Origin of the sequence: Campylobacter sp. CCS1377 (assembly GCF_040008265.1) — a bacterium.
In the GTDB taxonomy this organism is placed as follows: domain Bacteria; phylum Campylobacterota; class Campylobacteria; order Campylobacterales; family Campylobacteraceae; genus Campylobacter_D.
The window spans coordinates 1,267,929-1,288,843 of the sequence record NZ_CP155620.1; the positions used below are offsets into that span (position 1 = coordinate 1,267,929).

Below are 20,915 nucleotides of genomic sequence, written 5' to 3' on the forward strand. Positions count from 1 at the left end.
TTTTTATATCCTTACCAAATCATAAATAAAATCTTTTATATGCGGATACAAATCATTAAGTTCTGGGCCATGGATGCTTCCTGTTAAGATGATTCTTAATGGCATAAAAAATTTCTTACCTTTAAGCTCGGTTTTTTTCATTAACTCATTTTTAAAGTCTTCATAATTTTCACTCAAAGCCAAATCACGCAAAGCAACTTTGATAGTTTTACACTCATCCTCAAATTCAGCATAATTTTTAACACCAAAAATCAAACTAATTTTTTCCTTAAGCTCTTTTATAGTACTTGCTTCTTGAGTATAAAATTTGGCTAGTGCTGCTACATCTTTACCTAAATTTAAAAGTTTATTGAGCTCATCATTTGGCATCATTTTTATATGTTCGCGATTAATCTGTAAAAGCTTTTTAAGATCAAATCTTGCCGGAGCTTTAGAAACTTTAGAAATATCAAACCAAGTAATAGCCTCTTCTAAAGTAAAAATTTCACAAGGAGTTTTATTGCCTAGCATGATAAGATAATTCGCAATAGTACTCGGTAAAATTCCGCTTTCAAGTAGCCATTTTACCGAAGAATGCGCCTCTCTTTTGCTCATTTTCACTCCTTCTTCATTTAAAATGATAGGCAAATGTGCATAAGTCATAGCTTTTTCATAACCTAAACTCGCACGGATATGTTCTTGTTTTGGCGTATTAGAGACATGATCTTCGCCGCGGATAATGCAAGTAACATTTTCGAGCATATCATCAACCGCACAAGCAAAATTATAAGTAGGCGTCTTATCTGTTCTCATAATCACAAAAGAGTCAATATTTTCAGGCTCAAAACTTAGCTCACCTTTAATAAAGTCTCTAAATTTCATTGTTTGATTAGGCTTTTTAAGGCGGATTACAAAAGGTTTTTCACATTTTAAAACATCTATATCAGCCAAATTCTCACAAGTGCCATCATAGCGATAAGCCTTGCCTTGCTTTTTGGCAAGTTCTTTTTTGCTTTCCAATTCCTCTTCTGTGCAAAAACAAGCAAAAGCCTTTTTTTCGCTAACAAGTTTTAAAGCCATTTGACGGTGAAATTTCAAATTCTCACTTTGCACATAATAATGCTGCCAAGAAATTCCAAAAAGCTTCAAAATTTCCTTAATTTCCTCTTCTTTTCCTGCGATATTTCTAGCTTTATCCGTATCTTCTATACGCAAAATAAAATCCGTGTTATTTTGTCTAGCACAAATGTAATTAAAAATAGCCGCACGCAAATTTCCTATGTGCATATCTCCAGTAGGAGATGGAGCAAAACGATACATTTTAAATAACTTCCTTTGAAATTTAGAATTTTTGGCTGATTATAAAAAAAAAATATTAATCAAAATAAAACCATTCTTTCATTTACAATTTCTTAGATACAATTTCGCTTATGTTATTTTTAGTTTTTTCATTCGGGATATTATTACTTTTCGCTATTGCAAATATCTACATTTATAAAAGATTTATTTTGCAAATTCATTTTTTAAAACCTTTTAAAAAAATATTCGCACTGCTTTTAATACTTTTGTTTTTAGGACAAGCTATTTTCTTGCTTTTTCGTAGGGATGATTATTTAAGTGATTTTATTTATGGACTTTTAGCAAGTTTTTACGCGGTAAGTTATTGCTTATTTTTAATTGCCTTGTTAGCAGACTTATTTAAAATTTTAAGTTCTTTTTTACAAAATAAAGGGCTATTTTTGGGTATAAATTCCAAATATGCCAAAACTTTTTTTGACATTTTCTTCATATTACTAGGATGTTTTTTTATACAATACAGCATAAATAATGCCCTTGGAACACCTAGCGTAAAAGAAAAGGAAATTGTCATTCCAAAATTGAAAGAAAATTTAAAAATCATTTTGCTTAGCGACATTCATCTTGGAAAAAATTTGCATGAAGATTTTTTGCAAAAACTTATAGAAAAAGTCAATGTTTATGAGGATATTGATGCGGTAGTTATTGTAGGAGATTTAATTGATACAAAACCACAAAATTTAAGCTCTTATATTCATAAACTTGATGAATTTAAGTCCAAATATGGAACTTTTTACGCGCTAGGCAATCATGAGTATTATCACGATGCCGATGAAGTTATAAAACTCTTAAAAACATATACTAAACTTAATATTTTAATTAATGATGTCAAAATATTACCTTCAATTAATATAGCCGGTATAGCTGATTTATCTAGCTATAGTTTTCAATCTCATATTCCTGATATCGATGCTATCAAAAATAAACTTGATCCAAATTTACCTAGCATCTTGCTTTCACACCAACCAAAAAGTGTCGATGTGCTCGATCTAAGCCATTTTGATCTTATTTTAAGTGGCCATACACATGCGGGACAAATATTTCCTTTTGCATTTTTGGTATTGCTTCAGCAAGGATATTTGCACGGTTTATATAAGCTAAAAACACAAAATCAACTCTATGTAAGCAGTGGTGCTGGATTTTGGGGTCCAAGTTTTAGGACTTTAGCACCAAGCGAAATAGTACTTTTAAATTTAAAAGGAGAATAAATGGCATTTTCAAATTTAACTTCAAATATTTTTGGACATATTGCAAAAATCAATTTTCCAAAGCCCTTACAAAATTTTATCAACCAAAAATACATAGAATTTTTTAACATTAATATGAGTGAATTTAAAAATGCAAACGAATATGAAAATCTAAATGCTCTATTTACAAGAAAATTGCAAAAAGAAAGAATGATAGAAGATGATTTTATCAGTCCTTGTGATGGAAAAATTTTACAATGCTCTAAAAGCCATAAAATTAAAACTAAACATTTTGCTTTTAGTATCAAAGGTAAAGAATACTCACTTGAAGAATTATTAAAAAATAATTATGATAAAAACGATTTAGAACAAAAACTTGAATATGTTAATATCTATCTTTCGCCAAAAGATTACCACCGCTACCATGCACCTTGTGATATGCAAATTTTAAGCGCTGCTTACACTAAAGGGGTGCTTTTTAGTGTCAATGAAAAACACCTTAATAAAATCAAAAGCGTTTATACTCAAAATGAGAGAGTCTCTTTAAAATGTTTGATTGATAATAAATTTTTAGTATGGCTTGTTTTTGTTGGCGCCCAAAATGTTGGAAAAATGCGTTTTAATTTTGACGAAAGCATACAAACTAATGCGAAAATCAAACATGATTTTATACATAATTATGAAAAGCTTTATTTTAAAAAAGGCGAAGAATTAGGAAATTTTGAACTAGGTTCTACTATAGTTATCATTGCGCAAAAAGGCTTTTTAGATTTCAAGCTTCAAGAAATGCAGCAGATTAAATTTGGAGAACAAATTGCTAAATTCGTAAAAAATTAAGCAATTTTTCGAAGCAGTCTTAAAGAATTTAACACCACGCTTAAAGAGCTAAAACACATCGCTAAAGCTGCGATATGTGGGCTTAAGACAATAAAAGAAAAAGCTCCCGCAGCAATAGGAATACAAAGCGCATTATAAACAAAAGCCCAAAGTAAATTTAATTTTATAATACTCATTGTTTTTTTTGAAAGCTTGAAAACATAGGCAGCAAGCATTAATTCATTTTTATTTAAAACAATATCTCCGGACTCTTTAGCCAAATTATTTGCATTATTTACCACAATGCCAACATCCGCTAAAGCAAGTGCTGCTGCATCATTAATCCCATCTCCCATAAACAAACACTTACCCTTACTTTCATACTGTTTTATCATTTGAAGTTTTTCTTCAGGTTTTAAAGCAAAATAAAATTCTTTAATGCCAAGCTTTGAAGCCACGGTTTTGACATTATTTTCATTATCCCCACTTAAAATCACATTAGTGATTTTTTCTTGAGTAAAAAACTCGCATAAATTTCTAGCATCATTTCTTAACTCATTACTCAAACAAACCACACCCAAACACATTTTATCTTTTGCAAAAAACACAGCAACAGGTGCTTTATCGCGATTTTTTTGGACAAAATTTAAGAATTTTTCATCAATGCTTACTTGATACTCTTGAAGTAATTTTTCATTTCCTGCAAGATATAAAACATTTTCTTCTTCATAAGCAATGCCTTTAGTAGGTAAAGTCTTAAGAGTGCCTTTTAAATTTGAGCCTTGTATTTCATCACTAAAAGCCTTAGAAATTGGATGATTACTAAGTTTTTGAATTTGTGTGAGTTTTTCAAAATCTTGCAAAGACATAAGACTTGCATAAATTTTAAGCTTATCTTCACTTAAAGTTCCAGTTTTATCAAAAATGCTAAATTGTATTTTATGCAAAATTTCCAAAACCGGTGGATTTTTAATCAAAATGCCATTTTTAGCAGCATTTGAAAGTGCGATCACTATAGCAATGGGCGTTGCTAAACCCAAAGCACAAGGACAAGAAATCAAAAGCACAGCACAAGCATGCAAAAAAGCAGAATTTAATCCTTCTTTAAAAGCCCAAAAGGCAAAAACAAAACAAGATAAAATTAAAATAAAAGCAACAAAATAAGCTGAAATTTTATCCGCAAATTGCGCAATAGGCATTTTTGCATTACCCGCTTTGTAAATTAAATCTTTGAGTTTTTCTAAAGTGCTATCGATAGATTTTTTTTGAGCTTTGATTCTTAAATTTCCATTGATTAAAAAAGTCCCAGCTTGGATTAAATCTCCACTTTGTTTAGTTAAAGGAATAAATTCTCCATTTAAAAAACTAAGATCCACCTCAGCTTTTCCGCTAATAACTACGCCATCAACACAAACACTCTCCCCTTCTTTAACTAAAATTTCATCATTCTCTTTCACAAAAGAACTTAAAATTTCTTTTACAACGCCATCTTTAACAAGCAAGGCTTTTTGCGTATCGATAGCTTCAAGTTTTCTTTGATAATCATAAGCTTTAAATTTAGCCTTTTCTTCTAAAAATTTCCCTAGCAAAATAAAGCTAATTATCATCGCTCCACCACTAAAATACAAATGTTTTTCTTCAAAAAAATCCAAAAAAGCCAAGAGAGAATATACAAAAGCACTAAAACTTCCCAAAGACACCAAGGTATTCATATCCAAAGCTTTATTTTTAAGCCCTTTGATGGCATGAATAAAAAATTCACGCCCACAAAAAAAGATCACAAAAGCTCCTAAAAATAATTGAACAAAACTTGAAAAAGTATTAAAAAGCAACATTTCAAAAGCCATAATCACACAGCTTAAAATTAAACTTGCAAAAAAATTCCACTTTAGCTTTTTTAAAGAATGCAGTTTATACTGAGCTAAATTTTCATCATCTGCCAAAATTTCAAAGCCAAGCGCAGTGATTTTATCCAATACCTTTTGTTTTGTCTTAGCATCTTTTAATAAAAACACTCCGCTAGAATTGATATAAGAAACGCTCGCATCCTCAACTCCATCAAGCTTTTTGCAAACTTTTTCTATGGCATTAGAACAATTAACGCAAGTCATTTTCCCGATTTTAAGCCTTATTTCTTGCATTAAATTTCCTCTAAAAGTTTAAAACCAAGTTGTTGTAATTGCTCCCTTAAAAGCGCTATTTTATCATCATTTAAATCCAATCTGACTATTTTTAAACCCTCTTCAAATTCAAAATTTCCAAATTCATCTTCTAAAGAATTTTTAATCAAATTCACACAATTTTGACAATTTACATTTTCAATTTTAAATCTTCTCATTTTTTTCCTCCCAAACTGGCTCTATAGTGCAATGCCCTATTTCAAATTCATCGTGCAGAATTTTAGCAATTTTTCGAGATAAAAATCTAAATTCTGCAATTTTTTCTTTTTGAATTTTTATATGCATAGTCGCTACATACATTTTATTTGTAATTTGCGTTACATGTAAATCAATAATTTCTTCAATCTCATCGCTAATTAAAATCGCTTGTTTTAATTTTTCCACTTCAATAGGAGAGCTTTCAAGTAAAATATTCACACTTTGTTTTAACAATATAACCGCCCATCTTAAAAGCAAAATAGATAAAATCAAAGCCAAAATCGTATCAATATACACAATGCCTGTAAAATAAACCAAAACTCCACCTATAATTACAAATAAAGATCCAAGCAAATCGCTCATCATATGCAAAAAAGCTGATTTCATATTAATATTTTCTAAATTTGCACCCTTAAACATCATAAAACCATTAATTGCATTCACCAAAAAGCCTAAAATTGCTACTATAATCATAGTTTTAGCATCAATACTACTTGGATTTATAAACTTTTCTATCGCCTCATAAATGATAAAAATAGCAGATATTATAATGGTTAAAGCATTGATAAAAGCTACTAAAATTTCAAGACGAAAATATCCAAAAGTTTTTTGTTCATTGTTAAATTTTTGCACCGCTAAGATGGCTAAAAAGCTAAGTCCTAGCGCAAAAACATCTGAAAACATATGCAAAGTATCACTTAATAATGCCAAAGAATTTGATAGTAACGAATAAACAAATTGCACAAGCATCATAGAGCTGGTCATAAGAAGGGAAATTTTTAAAATCTTTTTATCAACTTCTCTTGCATCAGCATGAGAGTGATGTTCGTGCGAATGATGCTCATGAGAATGGCAAGTCTGTTTAATCAAAGGTTGATGAGATAAATATTCATACATTATTTCTCCTTTTTTGGTTTGCAAATTAACACAGTAAAACTAAAAAATTACTTAAACATTTTAAAGCTTATGCAAAAAGAATTTAAACAAAAATTTATCAATTTTATTTTAGACTTACTAGAAATTTTTTAAGAAAGGCAAGAGAATGAAACAAAATGTTTTTTTTGATGATTCTTTAATTTTAACCCTTACTCAAACTCTTCGTTCTTGGCGCTTCTAAACTCTAATTTTATTCTTGACTATATTTTATTTAAAAATTTATTTATATCAACAAAGGTTTTAATATGCTAGATAAACAGGCAAATTTTTATTATAAACAAATTTTAGCAAAATGTGAAAATTCTTATTTTGCAGAGGATTTAAACCGTGTTATTATAGGGATTGATTGTGAATTTCTTGACAGCAATAACTTAACTTTTAGTGATTTTAAGGCTAGATTTTATGAATGCGCTTCAAAGGATCAGCTTTGCGATTATGCCGGATTGTTTGGGATTTTTAGCGCAAATTTCATTACACTTTTTGAAGAATTACAGCAAAGCGAAAATAAAAATTACGATTTTCCTTTGTTTTTATTTGCCAATGCCAAAGCTTACTTAGTGTATGAAAAAAATAGCAAAATGTTCTTTCAATTTGGCGAGAAAAAATATTTCGATTTTTTACAAAATGATTTTAAATGTCAAACCCAAAAGGAAAAAACACAGTTTAAAATTTTAAATTCTTTAAAGGAAGAAGAAAAAAGCTTTATTTCTATGGTTGAAAAAGCAAAAAACTATCTTTTGAGTGGAGATATTTTCCAAGTTGTTTTAAGCAAGCAACTTTGTATTGAGCATAATATCAAGCCATTTGACTTTTACGAAACTCTAAGCGAACTAAATCCTAGTGCTTATATGTTTTATTTTCCTACTAAATACGGCGTAGTTTTGGGTTCTTCACCTGAATTTTTACTCAAAATTAAAAATAAAGAAATTTTTCTAGCACCCATTGCAGGAACTAGAAATTTAGACAAAAATAGCGATATTGCTGCACTAGAAAAAGATCTTTTAAGTGATGAAAAAGAACTAAGCGAGCACAAAATGCTTGTAGATTTAGCCAGAAATGATGCATCAAAATTTGGCTATAAAACCAAAGTTGAGAAGCTTTTTAGTATACTAAAAAACGACTTTTTAATGCATATTGTTAGCGAAGTTTATAGCACAATGAAAGAAGGCACAAGTCTTTTTGATGTTATAGGAGCTACTTTTCCTGCAGGAACCTTAAGTGGCGCACCAAAAATCAGAGCCTTGCAAATCATAGCAGAACTTGAAAATTTAGACCGTGGGGTTTATGGAGGAGCCGTAGGGTTTTTAAATTTTAACGAAGATGTGGTTTTAGCTATCATTATAAGATCTGCGTTTTTTAAAGACGATAAAGCTTATATAGCAAGCGGTGCTGGTATAGTTTTAGACAGTGATTCAAAAAAAGAATATGCCGAAATTTGCGCCAAAAGAAAAGCTTTACTCGTTGCTTTTGAAAAAATTACAAAGGATTTTCAATGATACTTTTAATTGATAATTATGATTCTTTCGTTTTTAACATAAAAAATATGCTAGAAGTCCTAAGCAAAGATGAAATTTTAGTTGTTCGCAATGATAAAATTACCCTTGATGAAATACAAAATTTAAATCCCACACACATTATCTTAAGTCCAGGTCCAAAACATCCAAAAGATAGCGGCATTTGTCTTGAAATTTTTAAAGCAAAATTAAATATTCCCACTCTTGGAATATGTCTAGGACACCAAGCTCTAGGCTTAAGTTTCAATGCTAAAATTCTAAGACTTCAAAAGCCAACTCATGCCAAAAATTCAAAGCTTGAATTTGCAAAAGATAATGAGCTTTTTAAAGATCTGCCCGAGTATTTTAGCGTGATGCGTTATCATTCTTTATATGTTGATGATTTAAGCGATGAACTTGAAGCTTTGGCTTTTAGCGACGATGGAATTTTAATGGCAATGAAGCATAAAAATTTGCCATACTTTGGCATACAATTTCATCCAGAAAGCTATTTTAGCGAATATGGTTTGAAAATTTTTGCTAATTTTTTGCAGCAAAAAAACAAACAAGAAACACAAACTCACACACTTGTACCTTATTTGCAAAAATTAAGCAATGATGTTAGTTTAGAAAGTGATGATTTTAGCGAAATTTGTAAAATTATCATGAGTCAAAATTACGAACCTCTGCAAATGGCAGCTTTGCTTATTTTAATCACAGAAAAATCATTAAACGAAAAATCATTAAGTCATTTTGTGCGCCAAATTTTAAGATACTCAAAAACCTTTAGTGATGAAAGTGAAATGATTGATATTGTAGGCACTGGCGGAGATGGTTTTAAAAGCATTAATGTTTCAACAACAAGCGCTTTTATTTTAGCTGCCTTAGGCGTAAAAGTTGCCAAACACGGAAACAAAGCCATTTCAAGCACGAGCGGAAGTTCTGATGTTTTAACTGCTTTAAATTTAAAACTTCCTACAAGTTTGGAAGAAAATTTGAAATTTTTAAGGGACAAAAATTTAAGCTTTTTTCATGCCCCTTATTTTCATCCCTTAATTGGACATTTAGGTCAGATCCGTAAAAAATTAGGCATAAGAACTGTTTTTAATGTTTTGGGACCACTGCTTAATCCAAATCTTAAATTAAAATATCAAATGATGGGAAATTATCACGCTCCAGTACATAGGCTTTTAGCCGAAGTTTTAAGAACTTTAGGGCGTAAAAAGGCTTTGGTTGTAAGAGGAAATGACGGAATGGATGAGCTTAGCATTTGCGATGAAAGTAAAATTATCGAACTTAGAGACGGTGAGCTTTTTGAGTATAGCATTTCTCCAGAGCAATTTGGCTTTCGTCGTGCTTTTCATAGCGAGATTAGCGGATCAAATGCCAAGGAAAATGCAAAAGATTTGCTTGATATTTTAAGCGGAAAAATGAAAGGAGCTAAATTTGATATTGTTATTTTAAACGCAATGTTTGCGCTTTACACAGCCAATAAAGCTAAAACTCCACAAGAAGCCAAAGATATAATTTTGGAAGCCATTTATTCAGGTAGGGTTTTAGAGTATTTTAAGGAGTATCAAGACTATGCCAAAGCTTAAAATTTGTGGGATAAAAGATAAAAAAAATGCTATGGAAGTAGCGAATTTGGATGTAGATTATTTGGGCTTAATTTTTTCCAAAAGTCCCAGAAGGGTTGATTTAAAACAAGCAAAAACCCTTGCTAAAATCATTCATAAAAAAAACAAACTAGCCATTGGAGTATTTACAGATGAAGGGCTTGAATTTATCCTTAAAGCCGTGCATTATGCTAAACTTGATGGCGTACAAATTCATCGCCTGATCCCTAAGGATGAATTTAAAATTTTAAAAACACAGAAAATATTTATTTGGCAGGTTATTAGTGTGCAAGATAAACTTGAAATTCCAAAAAATATTTATGCTGATTTGATACTTTTTGATACTAAAGGTAAATTTAAAGGTGGAAATGGTGTAAGTTTTGATTGGAATTTACTTAAAATGTATAGTAAAGATTTTGCCCTAGCAGGTGGTATAGGCACACACAATGTTTTAGAGGCTTGTGCGTTAAAACCTAAAATTTTGGATATAAATTCAAAAGTAGAGGATGAAAATTTTCTTAAAAATATTTCCCTCGTTCAAGAAATTATCAATAAGGTTAAAACAATGAATAAAAAATCCTACTATGGAAATTTTGGCGGACAATTTTTACCAGAAACCGCTATGAATGCGATTAATGAACTTGAAAAAGCTTATTATAAAATTGCTTTTAGTAAAGATTTTAAAAAAGAACTTAAAAATTTACTTAAAAACTATGTTGGCAGAAAAACTCCGCTTTATCATGCAAAAAATCTTAGCAAACACTATGGGCACGAAATTTATCTTAAACGCGAAGATTTAAATCATACTGGCGCACATAAAATAAACAACGCCTTAGCACAGGCACTTTTAGCTAAAAAAATGGGTAAGAAAAAAATAATAGCTGAAACTGGCGCTGGACAACATGGACTTGCTACAGCAACTGCAGCTGCACTACTTGGCTTGGAATGCGAAATTTTTATGGGGACTTTAGATGTGCAAAGACAGGCTTTAAATGTTTATAAAATGGAACTTTTGGGTGCTAAAGTTAATGCGATTGATTTTGGATTAAAAACCTTAAAAGAAGCCACTACAGCGGCAATTCAAGCTTGGGTAAGTGATGTGGAAAATCTTTTTTATGTTATTGGAAGTGTGGTAGGTCCTCATCCTTACCCAAAAATGGTCACTCATTTTCAAAGCATCATAGGAAAAGAATGCAAAGAGCAACTTAAAAAACTTGGCAAAAATGCAGATATTATCATAGCAGCAGTAGGTGGAGGTAGTAATGCTGCAGGAATTTTTTATGAATTTTTAAACGATAAAAAAGTAAGACTTATAGGTATAGAGGCTGCTGGACTTGGGATTGACACGCCTTATCATGCTGCAACACTCACAAAAGGACGAGATGGGATTATACATGGCATGAAAACCAAAGTATTACAAGATGATTTAGGAAATATCTTGCCTGTGCATAGTATTTCTGCTGGACTTGATTATCCTGGTGTTGGACCAATGCATGCTCATTTATTTGAAACCAAAAGAGTAGAATATCATGCCATTAATGACGATGAGTGCATCAATGCTTTAAAATTACTTTGTCTTAAAGAAGGCATTATCCCTGCCATAGAAAGCGCGCACGCCTTAGCATTTTTAGATAAAATATGCCCTCGTTTAAAACATAAAAATACTATAATCGTCAATCTTTCAGGCAGAGGAGATAAAGATATGGATACGATTAGAACTTATGAAAAAGGAAAAATTTATGGTTAATTTTAAAGAATTTTATCAAGAAAATGCCAATGTGGCTTATATGGTAATGGGCTATCCTAATCTTGAGGAAAGTGAAAAATTTTTAAATTCTTTAGATCAAAGTTCTATTGATATTTTAGAAATTGGCATTCCTTATTCTGATCCAATTTCTGATGGGCGCATTATTTCAGAAGCAGCTCTACAAGCTTTAAATCAAGGTACTAGTATCCATGAAGTATTTAAAATTTTAGAGAATGTAAGCACTTCTAAAACTTTGGTTTTTTTGGTTTATTATAATCTTATTTTTTCTTATGGCATTAAAGCCTTTGTAGAAAAAGCAAAATCAGCAGGAATCAAAGGTTTAATCGTTCCCGAACTCCCTTTTGAAGAGAATGAAGAATTGTTTATTGAATGTCAAAAACAAGGTATTGCCCTAATTGCCCTTATTAGTATCACCACTCCAGAAGAAAGAATCAAGCAAATTCTTACAAGAACAAGTGGTTTTATCTATGCTGTAGCAAGCATTGGGATTACAGGCGGAGAAAAACTTGCCGAACAAAGACTTCAATCTTTAATTGAAAAAATTCGAAAATATACCAAATTACCTATTTTCGCAGGCTTTGGTATAAAAAACAATGAAGATGTGAAAAAAATTCGCAAAATCTCCGATGGAGTGATAGTTGGAACAAGTATTGTAGCTTTATTTAAAGATAAAAAAGATCAAGAATTATTAGACGAAATAGAGCAAATTTTTAAAAAATAAAAAAATTAAATTAATTTTTTATTTTTCATTGATTATAATAAAAGTATTTATTTTTAAAGGATTAATGATGCTAAAAATTCTTGAATATTCAATTATCCATTTTTGTGAACATATTTTAAATTTTAAACTCAAAGAAGCTAAGAGCATAGATGGGGAATTATATGGTGCATCTATTCCCATCATAAGTCAAAGCGAGGGAGAATATAATTTTTATTTATTTTTTCATCAAGAAACACTCAATGAATTTAAAACCGTTCTTTTAAATAATGCTAAAATGAAAGAAGATGATTGGTGCGATCTTAGCAAAGAATGTGCTAATCAAATTGTAGGTTATGCAAAAAATCTACTTAACGATGCTAAAGGCAATGATGAATTTAAGCTTGGAGTACCTGAGTATCTTGGAAAGATTGAGTTTTCAAAAATCACTTTAGATGAAGCGCTTACCTTTGAATTAAAAGGATATTCCTTTAGAATAGGTTATAAAAAATGGCAGAAGAATTAGAAAATCATGCAGGTTTATTGCAATCTTATGAAGATATTTTAGATATAACAGTTGATTTTGTCAGCGAGCTTGGCACAACAAACATGAAAGTAAGCGAGCTATTGAAATTAGAAGTAGGATCGGTTATAGATCTTGAAAAACCAGCTGGAGAAAGTGTTGAGCTTTATATCAATAAAAGAATTTTTGGAAAAGGCGAAGTGATGGTTTATGAAAAAAACCTTGCAATTAGAATTAATGAAATTTTAGATTCTAAAAGTGTTTTACAATATTTCAAAAAAGAAAGCTAATGAAATATCTAATTTTTATCCTACTATCCTTTTCTTCAATATTTGGCACAGAAATTCAAACGATAAATATCTATGACAGAGATAACAGAATTGATCTTATGCTAAGCTTTGACAATGCTTATAATGGAGTAGTAAGCCAAAGCAAAGATGGAAATTATACATTGATTGCCTTAGAAGATTTAAGTTACTCCAAAGAAGAAAGAAAACAATTGAATTCAAATTTAATTAAACAACTTCAAATCAGTGCAAAAAATAACAGAACTCTTATCATGTTAGAAACAAAACAAGATATTAATATTAATACAAGTAGCATTAATGATAAATTTGGTCTTAGAATTCGTATCCTTCCTAAAGAAACAGAAGTTAATCATCAGACCACAACTAATAGCACCCAAACATTAAATTTAGCAAATCAAAATACGCAAGACGAATTTAATATGTTTCGCTATATTGTTGTAATAGCAATTCTTATTTTTCTATCTTTATTGCTTTGGTGGCTAAAACATTCTTTATCTAAGAAAAACCAATCCTTTGAAAAACAGTTTCATATAGTGTTTCAAAAACAATTAGATAAATATAATCGATTTGTTATTTTAGACTATGAAAATCAACGCTACACGCTAATCTTAGGGCACAATAATATAATATTAGATAAAAAAGAACATAATGAAGAAGATAAAAAGGAAGAAAGTTTTGATTCTCTATTTGAGTCCAACAAACAAAAAATTCAAGATTTAATACTCAAAAAGCAAAAACAAAATTAAAAATTTTCTTTGTAAATTAAATTTACAGAAATGGGCTTATTGATTTTTTTAATTTCATCACTTATCATTTCAAGCTTAGAATTTACATAAATATGTAAAACATTTTGCGTATAATTAAAATGAATTTTTTTACAATCATGTGAAAAAACAGCAATAATCTTAGCTAAAGCCAAAATAAAATTTAACCACACAATAACTTGAGTATCAGGCAATAAACTTTGATAGGGATCAAGATTATAAGGGGTAATTTTTTTGCCATTTAATCTAATTAATACAGAAATTAACACTTTTTGTTCATGCGTAAATCCATAATTTAAACCATGCAAAGCCATATAAGCAGAATGTTCATTGGAAAAATAAAAATTTAAATATCTACCAATATAAGATAATTTAGCCGCCCAGATAAGAATTTGCTTATAGCTTGATTGTAAATTATGAACAGAAATTAAACTGTCGAAAATTTGCGTAGCATAATAAGGTATAACACACTTTTTATCCCAAAAAAAACGATCTTGTAGAGATTTAATACTAGGATTAAATGACGCAGGAAAAGTATGCAAAGGCCTTAATAAATCTTGCAAATAAACCCCTTCGCGCACCCCTACTCCGCTTGTAATTACTCTTTTACTGCCTAGTTTTTCAATCACTTTTAAAAAAATCAAAGCTCCTTCTTGAATGGTATCAAAACGATCTTTTTTAATACCACAATTAGCTAAAAAATCTGGGGAAGCTGTTGAGATTTTATTAATATGAGCTTTTTCATCTTTCAAAAGATAACAAAAGCCATGTAAAATTTTTAAAGGATAAGAATTCTTTTGCATAATGGAGCTAGAAATCGCCCTTAAGCTTCCACCAATAGCGATAAGATTTTCATTTTTAAAGTGGCTAGGGATAAGTCCCAATATGGGTTTTAAAAATTCTTCAAGCTTTTCTTGCTTATTATTATCATAAAATAATTCCTTTAGACGAACCGTTCCAATATCTAAAGATAAAGCATCAACAATCTTACCATTTTTAATTAAACAAAGCTCGCTAGAACCACCACCAATGTCTAAAGTTGTAGCATTATCAAATCCACCCAATAAATTTACGGCTGCTACACCGCCCAAATATGATTCTGTCTTGCCATCAATGCAACGAATATGCAATCCCAAGTTATTCCAAATTCTTTTAATAAATTCTTTTGAATTTGGTGCATCTCTTAAAGCAGAAGTTCCAACTATAAGCATTTTTTTGCATTTATTTTTTATTGCCTTTTCTTTAAAAAACGCTAGGACTTCTTCGGCTTTTGACATTGCCTCGGCTTGCAATATTTTACCATTGTTGTAAGCATTTTCACCTAATCTTACTTTTTGTTTATATTCGCCAATTACATGAAAAGCATATCTGGAAGTTTTTTCAAAAACCACCATACGAATGGAATTCGAGCCAAGATCAACAACAGCGGTTCTTTTAGCCATTAATCATCTTTATGCTGATTTTTTAAACGAAGTTCTTCTATTGTTTCGATATTATCAGGATCAGGAATAATACAATCTTGCGGACATGCAACAACACAAGCAGGCTCTGAAAAATCATTGACACACTCGCTGCATAAATCAGGATCGATAATATAAATAGGATCACCCTCATAAATAGCTTGATCAGGACACTCTTCCTTACAAGAATCACAGCATGTACAATCTTTTGTAATTAAAAGCGACATAATTTTTCTCCAATTCAAATTTTTAGATATGTTTAGACTTATACTATAAAAAACTTAAATATAATATAAAAATTCCAAAAATAGTAAGATTTAATTTATTTCAAGTGGCTTTTTGTATAGTATCTTCCCTCTTATAGAGGGAAAATCGCTTATGATTTTTTAGGAAAGCAGAAACGATAACCTCTACGGCGAACTGTTTCAATAGTAGAAATATTTAAAGGTTTGTCCATTTTTTGACGAATTTGATTAATTGCCACTTCTATAACATTTGGAGTTACAAGCTCTGGCTCTTCCCAAATGGCATCTAAAAGTTGCTCTTTAGAAACAATTTGATCGGAATGTCTGGCTAAATGAGTCAATACTTCAAAAGGTTTTCCTTTAAGTTCTATCTCTTGATTTTTATAAGTAATCTTCTCTTCATCAGGGTCTATTGTCAAATCATCTATTTTAATCACATTAGTTCCACCCATACGAAGTCTTGCTTCAATTCTTGCGAGCAAGATATCAAAATCTAAAGGCTTTGCCACATAATCATCTGCTCCAGCTCTTAAAGCCTTAATCTCATTATCCTTATCATTTTTTGTAGAAATAGCAATAATTGCGGTTCTTGGAGATTTTTGCTTAATAATATTAATTAAATCACCACCATCTCCATCAGGCAAAGTCCAACTCATAATTACTAGATCATAATGTCTAATCCCTATAAAATATTCTCCATCTTTAAAATTTTCTGAAGAATCACTTTGATAACCTGAATCATTAAGATTTTCGATCATAGTTTTATTTAGCGCTATATCGTCCTCAATAACTAAAATTCTCATATTTTATATCCTTAAAAAGACTTTTTAAATCGGATTATAACACAATTTAAGTAAATATTCAAAAAACTTTAAAAAAATTTTAAAAAAATTTTAAAAAAATTTTAAAAAAATTTTTCTAAAATTGCCCCTACTTTAGCATGTTTAATAATTCGTGGTTTGCAAGTCACAATTTTTACATAAGTCGCTTTTTTATACTTATCTTTAAAATTTACAACAATAAATTCTAAAGATTCTTCTATAGTTTTAAATTGATACTTTTTATAGCTTTTTTTTATCCACTCAGAAATTTCAGCATAATCTAAAAATTCATCAGATTTAGCTCTAAATTTCACTATAATTTTTTGTTTTTTTTTACGCTCAAAGTCTAAAAGCCCAATAATACACTTAAAAGTTATTTTTATTTTTATATAACTTTGCATTCTTTTTTGCACACCAATCTTTTAATATTAGATGAATGTTTATATAGCACTATAAAAGCAATGATAATAACAGGTGCATGCGTATCAATTATCGGCATATTATAATGATATATAAATGAAGTTGTAACAAATACAACGAGTGCAAACAAAGATGCTAGTGAAGAAATTTTAAACACTTTCCCTACAATAAACCATACAATAAATGCACTCAAAAGCTCCAAAGGAAGCATTATAGCCATAACCCCTGCTCCTGTTGCTACCCCCTTGCCTCCTTCGAAAAGCAAATATACAGAATAGCAGTGACCAAAAACACACAAAATACCAAAAGTCCATAAAATTCCATCACTCAATCCTAAATATTTCATTAATAACAAAGGCAAAGCAGCTTTTGCAAAATCCAAAATAATAGTTGCTATAGCAAGCTTTTTAGCCAAAATAGGATCAATCTCTTTTACCACTCTTAATACATTTGTCGCACCTATGCTTTTAGAACCTAAGTCGGTGATTTTAATTTTAGCAAATTTTTTTGCCAAAATAAGTCCAAAAGGGATAGAACCGAGCAAATAAGCCAAAGCATAAAGTATTAAATTTTCCATCACATAAACCTTAAACAATATATTTTAAAAATTCAAATTATAATTCAAATAAGGTAAAAAAATACTTATTTACAAATATACTCACTTAAATAAAAAAAATATTATATTTAAAGTTTATTTTGTTTTATATTTAAAATTTAGATTTATAATTCCTTGTCTCTGACAAAAATTATCAATTAGGAGGGAAAAATGATAAAGCTACTTTCGACTTTATCTTCGGCTTTAGTTGCTTCTGTTATCTGTGCAAACGCTGCAGACTTAATTCAAGAAGCTAAAGATTATGGCTTGGCACCATTACCAAAAGATCAAAAAGGAATTGATCTTATTTTGAAAGAAAATCAAATCAAGGCAAGTAAATTTAGCGAACAAAAAGCGGAACTTGGTAAAAAATTATATTTCGAACCAAGACTTTCAAAAAGCGGATTAATATCCTGTAACACCTGTCACAATCTCGGTTTAGGTGGAGCAGATGGAATTTCAGCAGCTGTAGGACATAAATGGACAGCAAATCCTCACCATTTAAATTCCCCAACAGTTTATAATTCTGTTTTAAATTCAGCTCAATTTTGGGATGGTCGTGCAGGCACTTTAGCTGATCAAGCGAAAGGTCCTATTGAAGCAGAACCTGAAATGGCAACCCCAGCCAAGTTAGCTGTAGAAAAAATTTCATCTTTACCTGAATATGTTCAAGAATTCCAAAAAATTTATGGCAAAGAAGGTGTAACATTTGATAATATTGCCGATGCTATTGCAAATTTCGAAAGAACTTTAATCACTCCTTCAAAATTTGATAAATTCCTAGAAGGCGATAAAAACGCTCTTACCAAAGAAGAACAAGCAGGTTTAAAAACCTTTTTAGATAAAGGTTGTGCAACCTGTCATAACGGTGTAAATCTTGGCGGCACAATGCAAGCATTTGAAGTAGCAAACAAATATAAATTTGCCAATCTTGGAGACTTTAAAGGTGATGCAAATGGTATGGTTAAAACTCCTACTTTAAGAAATGTTGCCGAGACAGCTCCATATTTCCATAATGGTGCAATTTGGTCTTTGACTGAAGCGATTAAAGAAATGGGGAGTATTCAACTTGGTATCGAAATTTCTGATACAGAAGCTAAAAGCATAGAAAAATTCTTACATACTTTAACAGGCGAAAAACCGGTAATTACTTACCCACAACTTCCAGTTTCTACGGAAAAAACTCCAAAACCTGAATTATAAAAAGCTCCCCTTTTTGGGGGCTTTTTAAATACTCTTCTATATTTTAAAACATGATTAAATTTTCTTTATATTAACTTGCTATAATAACTTCTTATTTTTTTAAAAAAAGGCGGAAAAATGAAACTTTTTGGGACAGATGGTGTTCGTGGCAAGGCGGGTGAATTTTTAGATAGTTTTTTAGCAATGCGTCTTGCTATGGCTGCTGGAATTTATTTTAAAGATAAAGCCCTTACAAACAATATCTTAGTAGGAAAAGACACAAGAAGAAGCGGTTATATGATAGAAAATGCTATCGTTTCAGGACTTACTTCTATAGGTTATAATGTTATAGAAATAGGCCCTATGCCAACACCTGCTATTGCGTTTTTAACTGAAGATATGCGTTGTGATGCAGGGATTATGATATCAGCTTCGCATAATCCTTACTATGATAATGGCATTAAATTTTTTGATGCACATGGAAATAAACTTGATGAGCAAGCAGAAGCAAAAATAGAAGAAATTTATTTTAATGATAAACTCATAGAAGAAGCAAGAACAACAAAATCACAAATTGGTCAAGCAAAAAGAATTGATGATGTGATAGGAAGATATATTGTTTCTATAAAAAATTCTTTTCCTAAAGAGCTGACTTTAAAATCTTTGCGCGTTGTTTTAGATGTGGCTCATGGGGCTTCTTATAAGGTAGCACCTACGGTTTTTAAAGAACTTGGTGCAGATGTAATTGTGATCAATGATAAGCCAAATGGTTTAAATATCAATGAAAATTGTGGAGCATTGCATCCTTTAAATTTAGCCTTAGAAGTAAAAAAATTTAGAGCAGATGTGGGCTTTGCTTTTGATGGGGATGCGGATCGTTTGGTTGTTGTGGATGAAAAAGGTGAAGTGGCTCATGGGGATAGTCTTTTAGGTGTTTTAGCTTTATTTTTGAAAAAACAAGGCAAGCTAAAATCAAGCGTAGTTAGCACTATAATGAGTAATGGTGCTTTAAAAGAGTTTTTAAGCAAACATAAAATCACACATGAAACTTGCAATGTAGGCGATAAATACGTACTTGAAAAACTCAAAGAATGTGGTGGAAATTTTGGCGGAGAGCAAAGTGGGCATATTATTTTTAGTGACTATGCAAAAACTGGAGATGGTTTGGTAGCTGCTTTACAATTTAGTGCTTTAATGCTTAGTGAAGCAAAAAGTGCAAGTGAAATTTTAAATCAAGTTAAGCCTTACCCACAACTTTTACATAATCTTAAAATTTCAGAGAAAAAAGACTTAAGCAAGCTTGCAGGTTTGGAAGAGTTGAAAAAAGATTTAGAAAAAAAAGGAATTGCTAGTTTGTTTAGGTATTCAGGTACAGAAAATTTAATACGCTTATTGCTTGAAGCAAAAGATATTAAGCTTTTAGAAAAAGAAATGAAAGCTGTTGAAAGCTTTTTTATGAAAGCATTGAATGGATAAAATAAAAACTATTTTAATTTTTATTTCAAGCTTTCTTTTAGTTTTTGTTTTAGATCAGTGGGTAAAATCCTTAACTCTGCAAGGCTTGAGATGGCAAAGTGAATATTTAGATTTTACTTACGCTTTAAATACAGGCGTTGCTTTTTCTATGCTTAGTTTTTTGAAGCATTATTTAAAATATTTACATTTAGCTTTAATTGTGGTACTTTTTATTTATCTTTTGTGGCAAAAAAATTTTCTAAAGGACCATCTTGTGGCTTTTGGCATCATACTAGGCGCGGGAAGTTCCAATTTATTTGACCGTTTTATACACGGTGGAGTTGTAGATATGTTTTTTTGGCATAAATGGTTTGAATTTGCTGTGTTTAATGTCGCTGATGTGTTTATCAACTTTGGCATTATTCTGATTTTAATAAAAGAAATTTTTCATAAAAAGGAAAAAAATGGAAATTATAAATGAATATTATCAATGGGTAAAATGGTTGCATTATTTGGCTTTTATTTCGTGGATGGCTGGGCTTTTTTATTTACCAAGGCTTTTTGTGTATCATAGCGAAAATAAAGATAATGTGGGTTTTGTAAAAGTGATAAAAATTCAAGAAGAAAAACTTTATTATTACATACAAAATCCAGCTATGATTATTACTGTTTTAACGGGAATTTTAATGCTCATAGTACATAAAGAAATTTTACTAAGTCATGGCTATATTCACGCAAAATTACTTTTTGCTATTTTATTGTTGCTTTATCATTTTGATAATTTGCGCTATTTAAAACAACTAAAAAATGATACTTGTAAAAAAAGTGGTAAATTTTTCAGAGCTTACAATGAAATACCGACCTTGCTTCTAATAGGTATTATTTCAATGATGATTCTTACACCATTCTAATCAAT

General features: G+C 30.4%; 22 protein-coding genes and 1 pseudogene. 14 read left to right on the plus strand and 9 right to left on the minus strand.

What is annotated here, in order from left to right; translation table 11 throughout:
* Window positions 1–3: 3 nt before the first annotated feature.
* Window positions 4–1,299: a glutamate--tRNA ligase gene (gene gltX / locus AAH949_RS06385; RefSeq protein ID WP_348518272.1), complete on the minus strand. Its 1,296-nt coding sequence runs from the start codon at window positions 1,297–1,299 to the stop codon at window positions 4–6.
* Between the two features lie 110 nt (window positions 1,300–1,409).
* On the opposite strand from gltX, the gene AAH949_RS06390 reads away from it, so the two are divergent.
* Both AAH949_RS06390 and AAH949_RS06395 read left to right on the plus strand, forming a co-directional pair.
* Window positions 1,410–2,543 carry a metallophosphoesterase gene (locus AAH949_RS06390; RefSeq protein ID WP_348518273.1) on the plus strand — a complete coding sequence of 378 codons (1,134 nt, stop codon included), beginning with the start codon at window positions 1,410–1,412 and terminating at the stop codon, window positions 2,541–2,543.
* Window positions 2,544–3,359: a phosphatidylserine decarboxylase gene (locus AAH949_RS06395; protein WP_348518274.1), complete on the plus strand. Its 816-nt coding sequence runs from the start codon at window positions 2,544–2,546 to the stop codon at window positions 3,357–3,359. It begins immediately after the preceding gene.
* Here AAH949_RS06395 and AAH949_RS06400 read toward each other — a convergent pair.
* The 3 genes from AAH949_RS06400 to AAH949_RS06410 are packed head-to-tail and all read right to left on the minus strand — an operon-like array spanning window position 3,356 to window position 6,613.
* Window positions 3,356–5,479: a cation-translocating P-type ATPase gene (locus AAH949_RS06400; protein ID WP_348518275.1), complete on the minus strand. Its 2,124-nt coding sequence runs from the start codon at window positions 5,477–5,479 to the stop codon at window positions 3,356–3,358. The genes AAH949_RS06395 and AAH949_RS06400 overlap by 4 nt on opposite strands.
* Window positions 5,479–5,676, minus strand: coding sequence for a heavy-metal-associated domain-containing protein (locus tag AAH949_RS06405; protein ID WP_348518276.1), 198 nt, complete (start codon window positions 5,674–5,676; stop codon window positions 5,479–5,481). The genes AAH949_RS06400 and AAH949_RS06405 overlap by 1 nt, the downstream gene beginning before the upstream one ends.
* Window positions 5,663–6,613, minus strand: coding sequence for a cation diffusion facilitator family transporter (locus AAH949_RS06410; protein WP_348518277.1), 951 nt, complete (start codon window positions 6,611–6,613; stop codon window positions 5,663–5,665). Before AAH949_RS06410 ends, AAH949_RS06405 begins: the two co-directional genes overlap by 14 nt.
* A 284-nt stretch (window positions 6,614–6,897) precedes the next feature.
* On the opposite strand from AAH949_RS06410, the gene AAH949_RS06415 reads away from it, so the two are divergent.
* The 8 genes and pseudogenes from AAH949_RS06415 to AAH949_RS06450 all read left to right on the plus strand — a co-directional run bounded on the left by AAH949_RS06415 (window position 6,898) and on the right by AAH949_RS06450 (window position 13,803).
* Window positions 6,898–8,148 carry an anthranilate synthase component I family protein gene (locus AAH949_RS06415; protein ID WP_134238044.1) on the plus strand — a complete coding sequence of 417 codons (1,251 nt, stop codon included), beginning with the start codon at window positions 6,898–6,900 and terminating at the stop codon, window positions 8,146–8,148.
* Window positions 8,145–9,743, plus strand: coding sequence for an anthranilate phosphoribosyltransferase (gene trpD / locus AAH949_RS06420; protein WP_134238045.1), 1,599 nt, complete (start codon window positions 8,145–8,147; stop codon window positions 9,741–9,743). Before AAH949_RS06415 ends, trpD begins: the two co-directional genes overlap by 4 nt.
* Before the next feature lie 31 nt (window positions 9,744–9,774).
* Window positions 9,775–10,254: pseudogene (locus AAH949_RS06425) on the plus strand (phosphoribosylanthranilate isomerase); the annotation flags it as partial.
* Window positions 10,255–10,326: 72 nt separating this feature from the next.
* Window positions 10,327–11,508 carry a tryptophan synthase subunit beta gene (gene trpB, locus AAH949_RS06430; RefSeq protein ID WP_348519143.1) on the plus strand — a complete coding sequence of 394 codons (1,182 nt, stop codon included), beginning with the start codon at window positions 10,327–10,329 and terminating at the stop codon, window positions 11,506–11,508.
* Window positions 11,501–12,250: a tryptophan synthase subunit alpha gene (gene trpA / locus AAH949_RS06435; protein WP_348518278.1), complete on the plus strand. Its 750-nt coding sequence runs from the start codon at window positions 11,501–11,503 to the stop codon at window positions 12,248–12,250. Before trpB ends, trpA begins: the two co-directional genes overlap by 8 nt.
* Before the next feature lie 67 nt (window positions 12,251–12,317).
* Window positions 12,318–12,752, plus strand: coding sequence for a hypothetical protein (locus tag AAH949_RS06440; protein ID WP_134238048.1), 435 nt, complete (start codon window positions 12,318–12,320; stop codon window positions 12,750–12,752).
* On the plus strand, window positions 12,737–13,039 hold the full coding sequence (fliN, locus tag AAH949_RS06445; protein WP_134238049.1) for a flagellar motor switch protein FliN: 303 nt from the start codon (window positions 12,737–12,739) through the stop codon (window positions 13,037–13,039). The genes AAH949_RS06440 and fliN overlap by 16 nt, the downstream gene beginning before the upstream one ends.
* On the plus strand, window positions 13,039–13,803 hold the full coding sequence (locus AAH949_RS06450; RefSeq protein ID WP_348518279.1) for a hypothetical protein: 765 nt from the start codon (window positions 13,039–13,041) through the stop codon (window positions 13,801–13,803). Before fliN ends, AAH949_RS06450 begins: the two co-directional genes overlap by 1 nt.
* On the opposite strand, the gene AAH949_RS06455 is transcribed toward AAH949_RS06450, so the two are convergent.
* From AAH949_RS06455 to plsY, 5 genes are all read right to left on the minus strand, one after another.
* Window positions 13,800–15,263, minus strand: a complete 1,464-nt coding sequence (locus tag AAH949_RS06455) for a Ppx/GppA phosphatase family protein (RefSeq protein ID WP_348518280.1) — start codon at window positions 15,261–15,263, stop codon at window positions 13,800–13,802. The two genes, AAH949_RS06450 and AAH949_RS06455, sit on opposite strands and share 4 nt — an antisense overlap.
* Window positions 15,263–15,508, minus strand: coding sequence for a YfhL family 4Fe-4S dicluster ferredoxin (locus AAH949_RS06460; RefSeq protein WP_134238052.1), 246 nt, complete (start codon window positions 15,506–15,508; stop codon window positions 15,263–15,265). The genes AAH949_RS06455 and AAH949_RS06460 overlap by 1 nt, the downstream gene beginning before the upstream one ends.
* Before the next feature lie 149 nt (window positions 15,509–15,657).
* Entirely contained in the window at window positions 15,658–16,329 is a 672-nt protein-coding gene (hsrA, locus tag AAH949_RS06465) for a homeostatic response regulator transcription factor HsrA (protein ID WP_134238053.1), read from the minus strand.
* Between the two features lie 101 nt (window positions 16,330–16,430).
* A complete protein-coding gene (locus tag AAH949_RS06470) occupies window positions 16,431–16,748 on the minus strand; it encodes a dihydroneopterin aldolase (protein ID WP_348519144.1) in 318 nt (105 codons plus the stop codon).
* Window positions 16,733–17,344, minus strand: coding sequence for a glycerol-3-phosphate 1-O-acyltransferase PlsY (gene plsY, locus AAH949_RS06475; RefSeq protein WP_348518281.1), 612 nt, complete (start codon window positions 17,342–17,344; stop codon window positions 16,733–16,735). The genes AAH949_RS06470 and plsY overlap by 16 nt, the downstream gene beginning before the upstream one ends.
* Before the next feature lie 192 nt (window positions 17,345–17,536).
* On the opposite strand from plsY, the gene AAH949_RS06480 reads away from it, so the two are divergent.
* The 4 genes from AAH949_RS06480 (at window position 17,537) to hemJ (ending at window position 20,910) form a co-directional block, all read left to right on the plus strand.
* Window positions 17,537–18,565 carry a cytochrome-c peroxidase gene (locus AAH949_RS06480; RefSeq protein WP_348519145.1) on the plus strand — a complete coding sequence of 343 codons (1,029 nt, stop codon included), beginning with the start codon at window positions 17,537–17,539 and terminating at the stop codon, window positions 18,563–18,565.
* Window positions 18,566–18,682: 117 nt separating this feature from the next.
* A complete protein-coding gene (glmM, locus tag AAH949_RS06485) occupies window positions 18,683–20,020 on the plus strand; it encodes a phosphoglucosamine mutase (RefSeq protein WP_134238055.1) in 1,338 nt (445 codons plus the stop codon).
* Window positions 20,013–20,480 carry a signal peptidase II gene (gene lspA, locus AAH949_RS06490; RefSeq protein ID WP_134238056.1) on the plus strand — a complete coding sequence of 156 codons (468 nt, stop codon included), beginning with the start codon at window positions 20,013–20,015 and terminating at the stop codon, window positions 20,478–20,480. Before glmM ends, lspA begins: the two co-directional genes overlap by 8 nt.
* The gene (hemJ, locus tag AAH949_RS06495) at window positions 20,464–20,910 is read left to right on the plus strand and encodes a protoporphyrinogen oxidase HemJ (RefSeq protein ID WP_348518282.1); all 447 of its coding nucleotides are present in this window, start codon (window positions 20,464–20,466) and stop codon (window positions 20,908–20,910) included. The genes lspA and hemJ overlap by 17 nt, the downstream gene beginning before the upstream one ends.
* The last annotated feature ends 5 nt before the right edge of the window (window positions 20,911–20,915 follow it).

Excerpts from the sequence above, each read along its gene's own strand:
- AAH949_RS06460 (WP_134238052.1), bottom strand. The coding sequence starts at position 15,508 with ATGTCGCTTTTAATTACAAAAGATTGTACATGCTGTGATTCTTGTAAG.
- glmM (WP_134238055.1), top strand. The coding sequence starts at position 18,683 with ATGAAACTTTTTGGGACAGATGGTGTTCGTGGCAAGGCGGGTGAATTT.
- AAH949_RS06455 (WP_348518280.1), bottom strand. The coding sequence starts at position 15,263 with ATGGCTAAAAGAACCGCTGTTGTTGATCTTGGCTCGAATTCCATTCGT.
- hsrA (WP_134238053.1), bottom strand. The coding sequence starts at position 16,329 with ATGAGAATTTTAGTTATTGAGGACGATATAGCGCTAAATAAAACTATG.
- plsY (WP_348518281.1), bottom strand. The coding sequence starts at position 17,344 with ATGGAAAATTTAATACTTTATGCTTTGGCTTATTTGCTCGGTTCTATC.
- AAH949_RS06395 (WP_348518274.1), top strand. The coding sequence starts at position 2,544 with ATGGCATTTTCAAATTTAACTTCAAATATTTTTGGACATATTGCAAAA.
- AAH949_RS06390 (WP_348518273.1), top strand. The coding sequence starts at position 1,410 with ATGTTATTTTTAGTTTTTTCATTCGGGATATTATTACTTTTCGCTATT.
- lspA (WP_134238056.1), top strand. The coding sequence starts at position 20,013 with ATGGATAAAATAAAAACTATTTTAATTTTTATTTCAAGCTTTCTTTTA.
- AAH949_RS06405 (WP_348518276.1), bottom strand. The coding sequence starts at position 5,676 with ATGAGAAGATTTAAAATTGAAAATGTAAATTGTCAAAATTGTGTGAAT.
- hemJ (WP_348518282.1), top strand. The coding sequence starts at position 20,464 with ATGGAAATTATAAATGAATATTATCAATGGGTAAAATGGTTGCATTAT.
- trpB (WP_348519143.1), top strand. The coding sequence starts at position 10,327 with ATGAATAAAAAATCCTACTATGGAAATTTTGGCGGACAATTTTTACCA.
- AAH949_RS06470 (WP_348519144.1), bottom strand. The coding sequence starts at position 16,748 with ATGCAAAGTTATATAAAAATAAAAATAACTTTTAAGTGTATTATTGGG.
- AAH949_RS06400 (WP_348518275.1), bottom strand. The coding sequence starts at position 5,479 with ATGCAAGAAATAAGGCTTAAAATCGGGAAAATGACTTGCGTTAATTGT.
- AAH949_RS06450 (WP_348518279.1), top strand. The coding sequence starts at position 13,039 with ATGAAATATCTAATTTTTATCCTACTATCCTTTTCTTCAATATTTGGC.
- trpA (WP_348518278.1), top strand. The coding sequence starts at position 11,501 with ATGGTTAATTTTAAAGAATTTTATCAAGAAAATGCCAATGTGGCTTAT.
- fliN (WP_134238049.1), top strand. The coding sequence starts at position 12,737 with ATGGCAGAAGAATTAGAAAATCATGCAGGTTTATTGCAATCTTATGAA.
- AAH949_RS06440 (WP_134238048.1), top strand. The coding sequence starts at position 12,318 with ATGCTAAAAATTCTTGAATATTCAATTATCCATTTTTGTGAACATATT.
- gltX (WP_348518272.1), bottom strand. The coding sequence starts at position 1,299 with ATGTATCGTTTTGCTCCATCTCCTACTGGAGATATGCACATAGGAAAT.
- AAH949_RS06415 (WP_134238044.1), top strand. The coding sequence starts at position 6,898 with ATGCTAGATAAACAGGCAAATTTTTATTATAAACAAATTTTAGCAAAA.
- trpD (WP_134238045.1), top strand. The coding sequence starts at position 8,145 with ATGATACTTTTAATTGATAATTATGATTCTTTCGTTTTTAACATAAAA.
- AAH949_RS06410 (WP_348518277.1), bottom strand. The coding sequence starts at position 6,613 with ATGTATGAATATTTATCTCATCAACCTTTGATTAAACAGACTTGCCAT.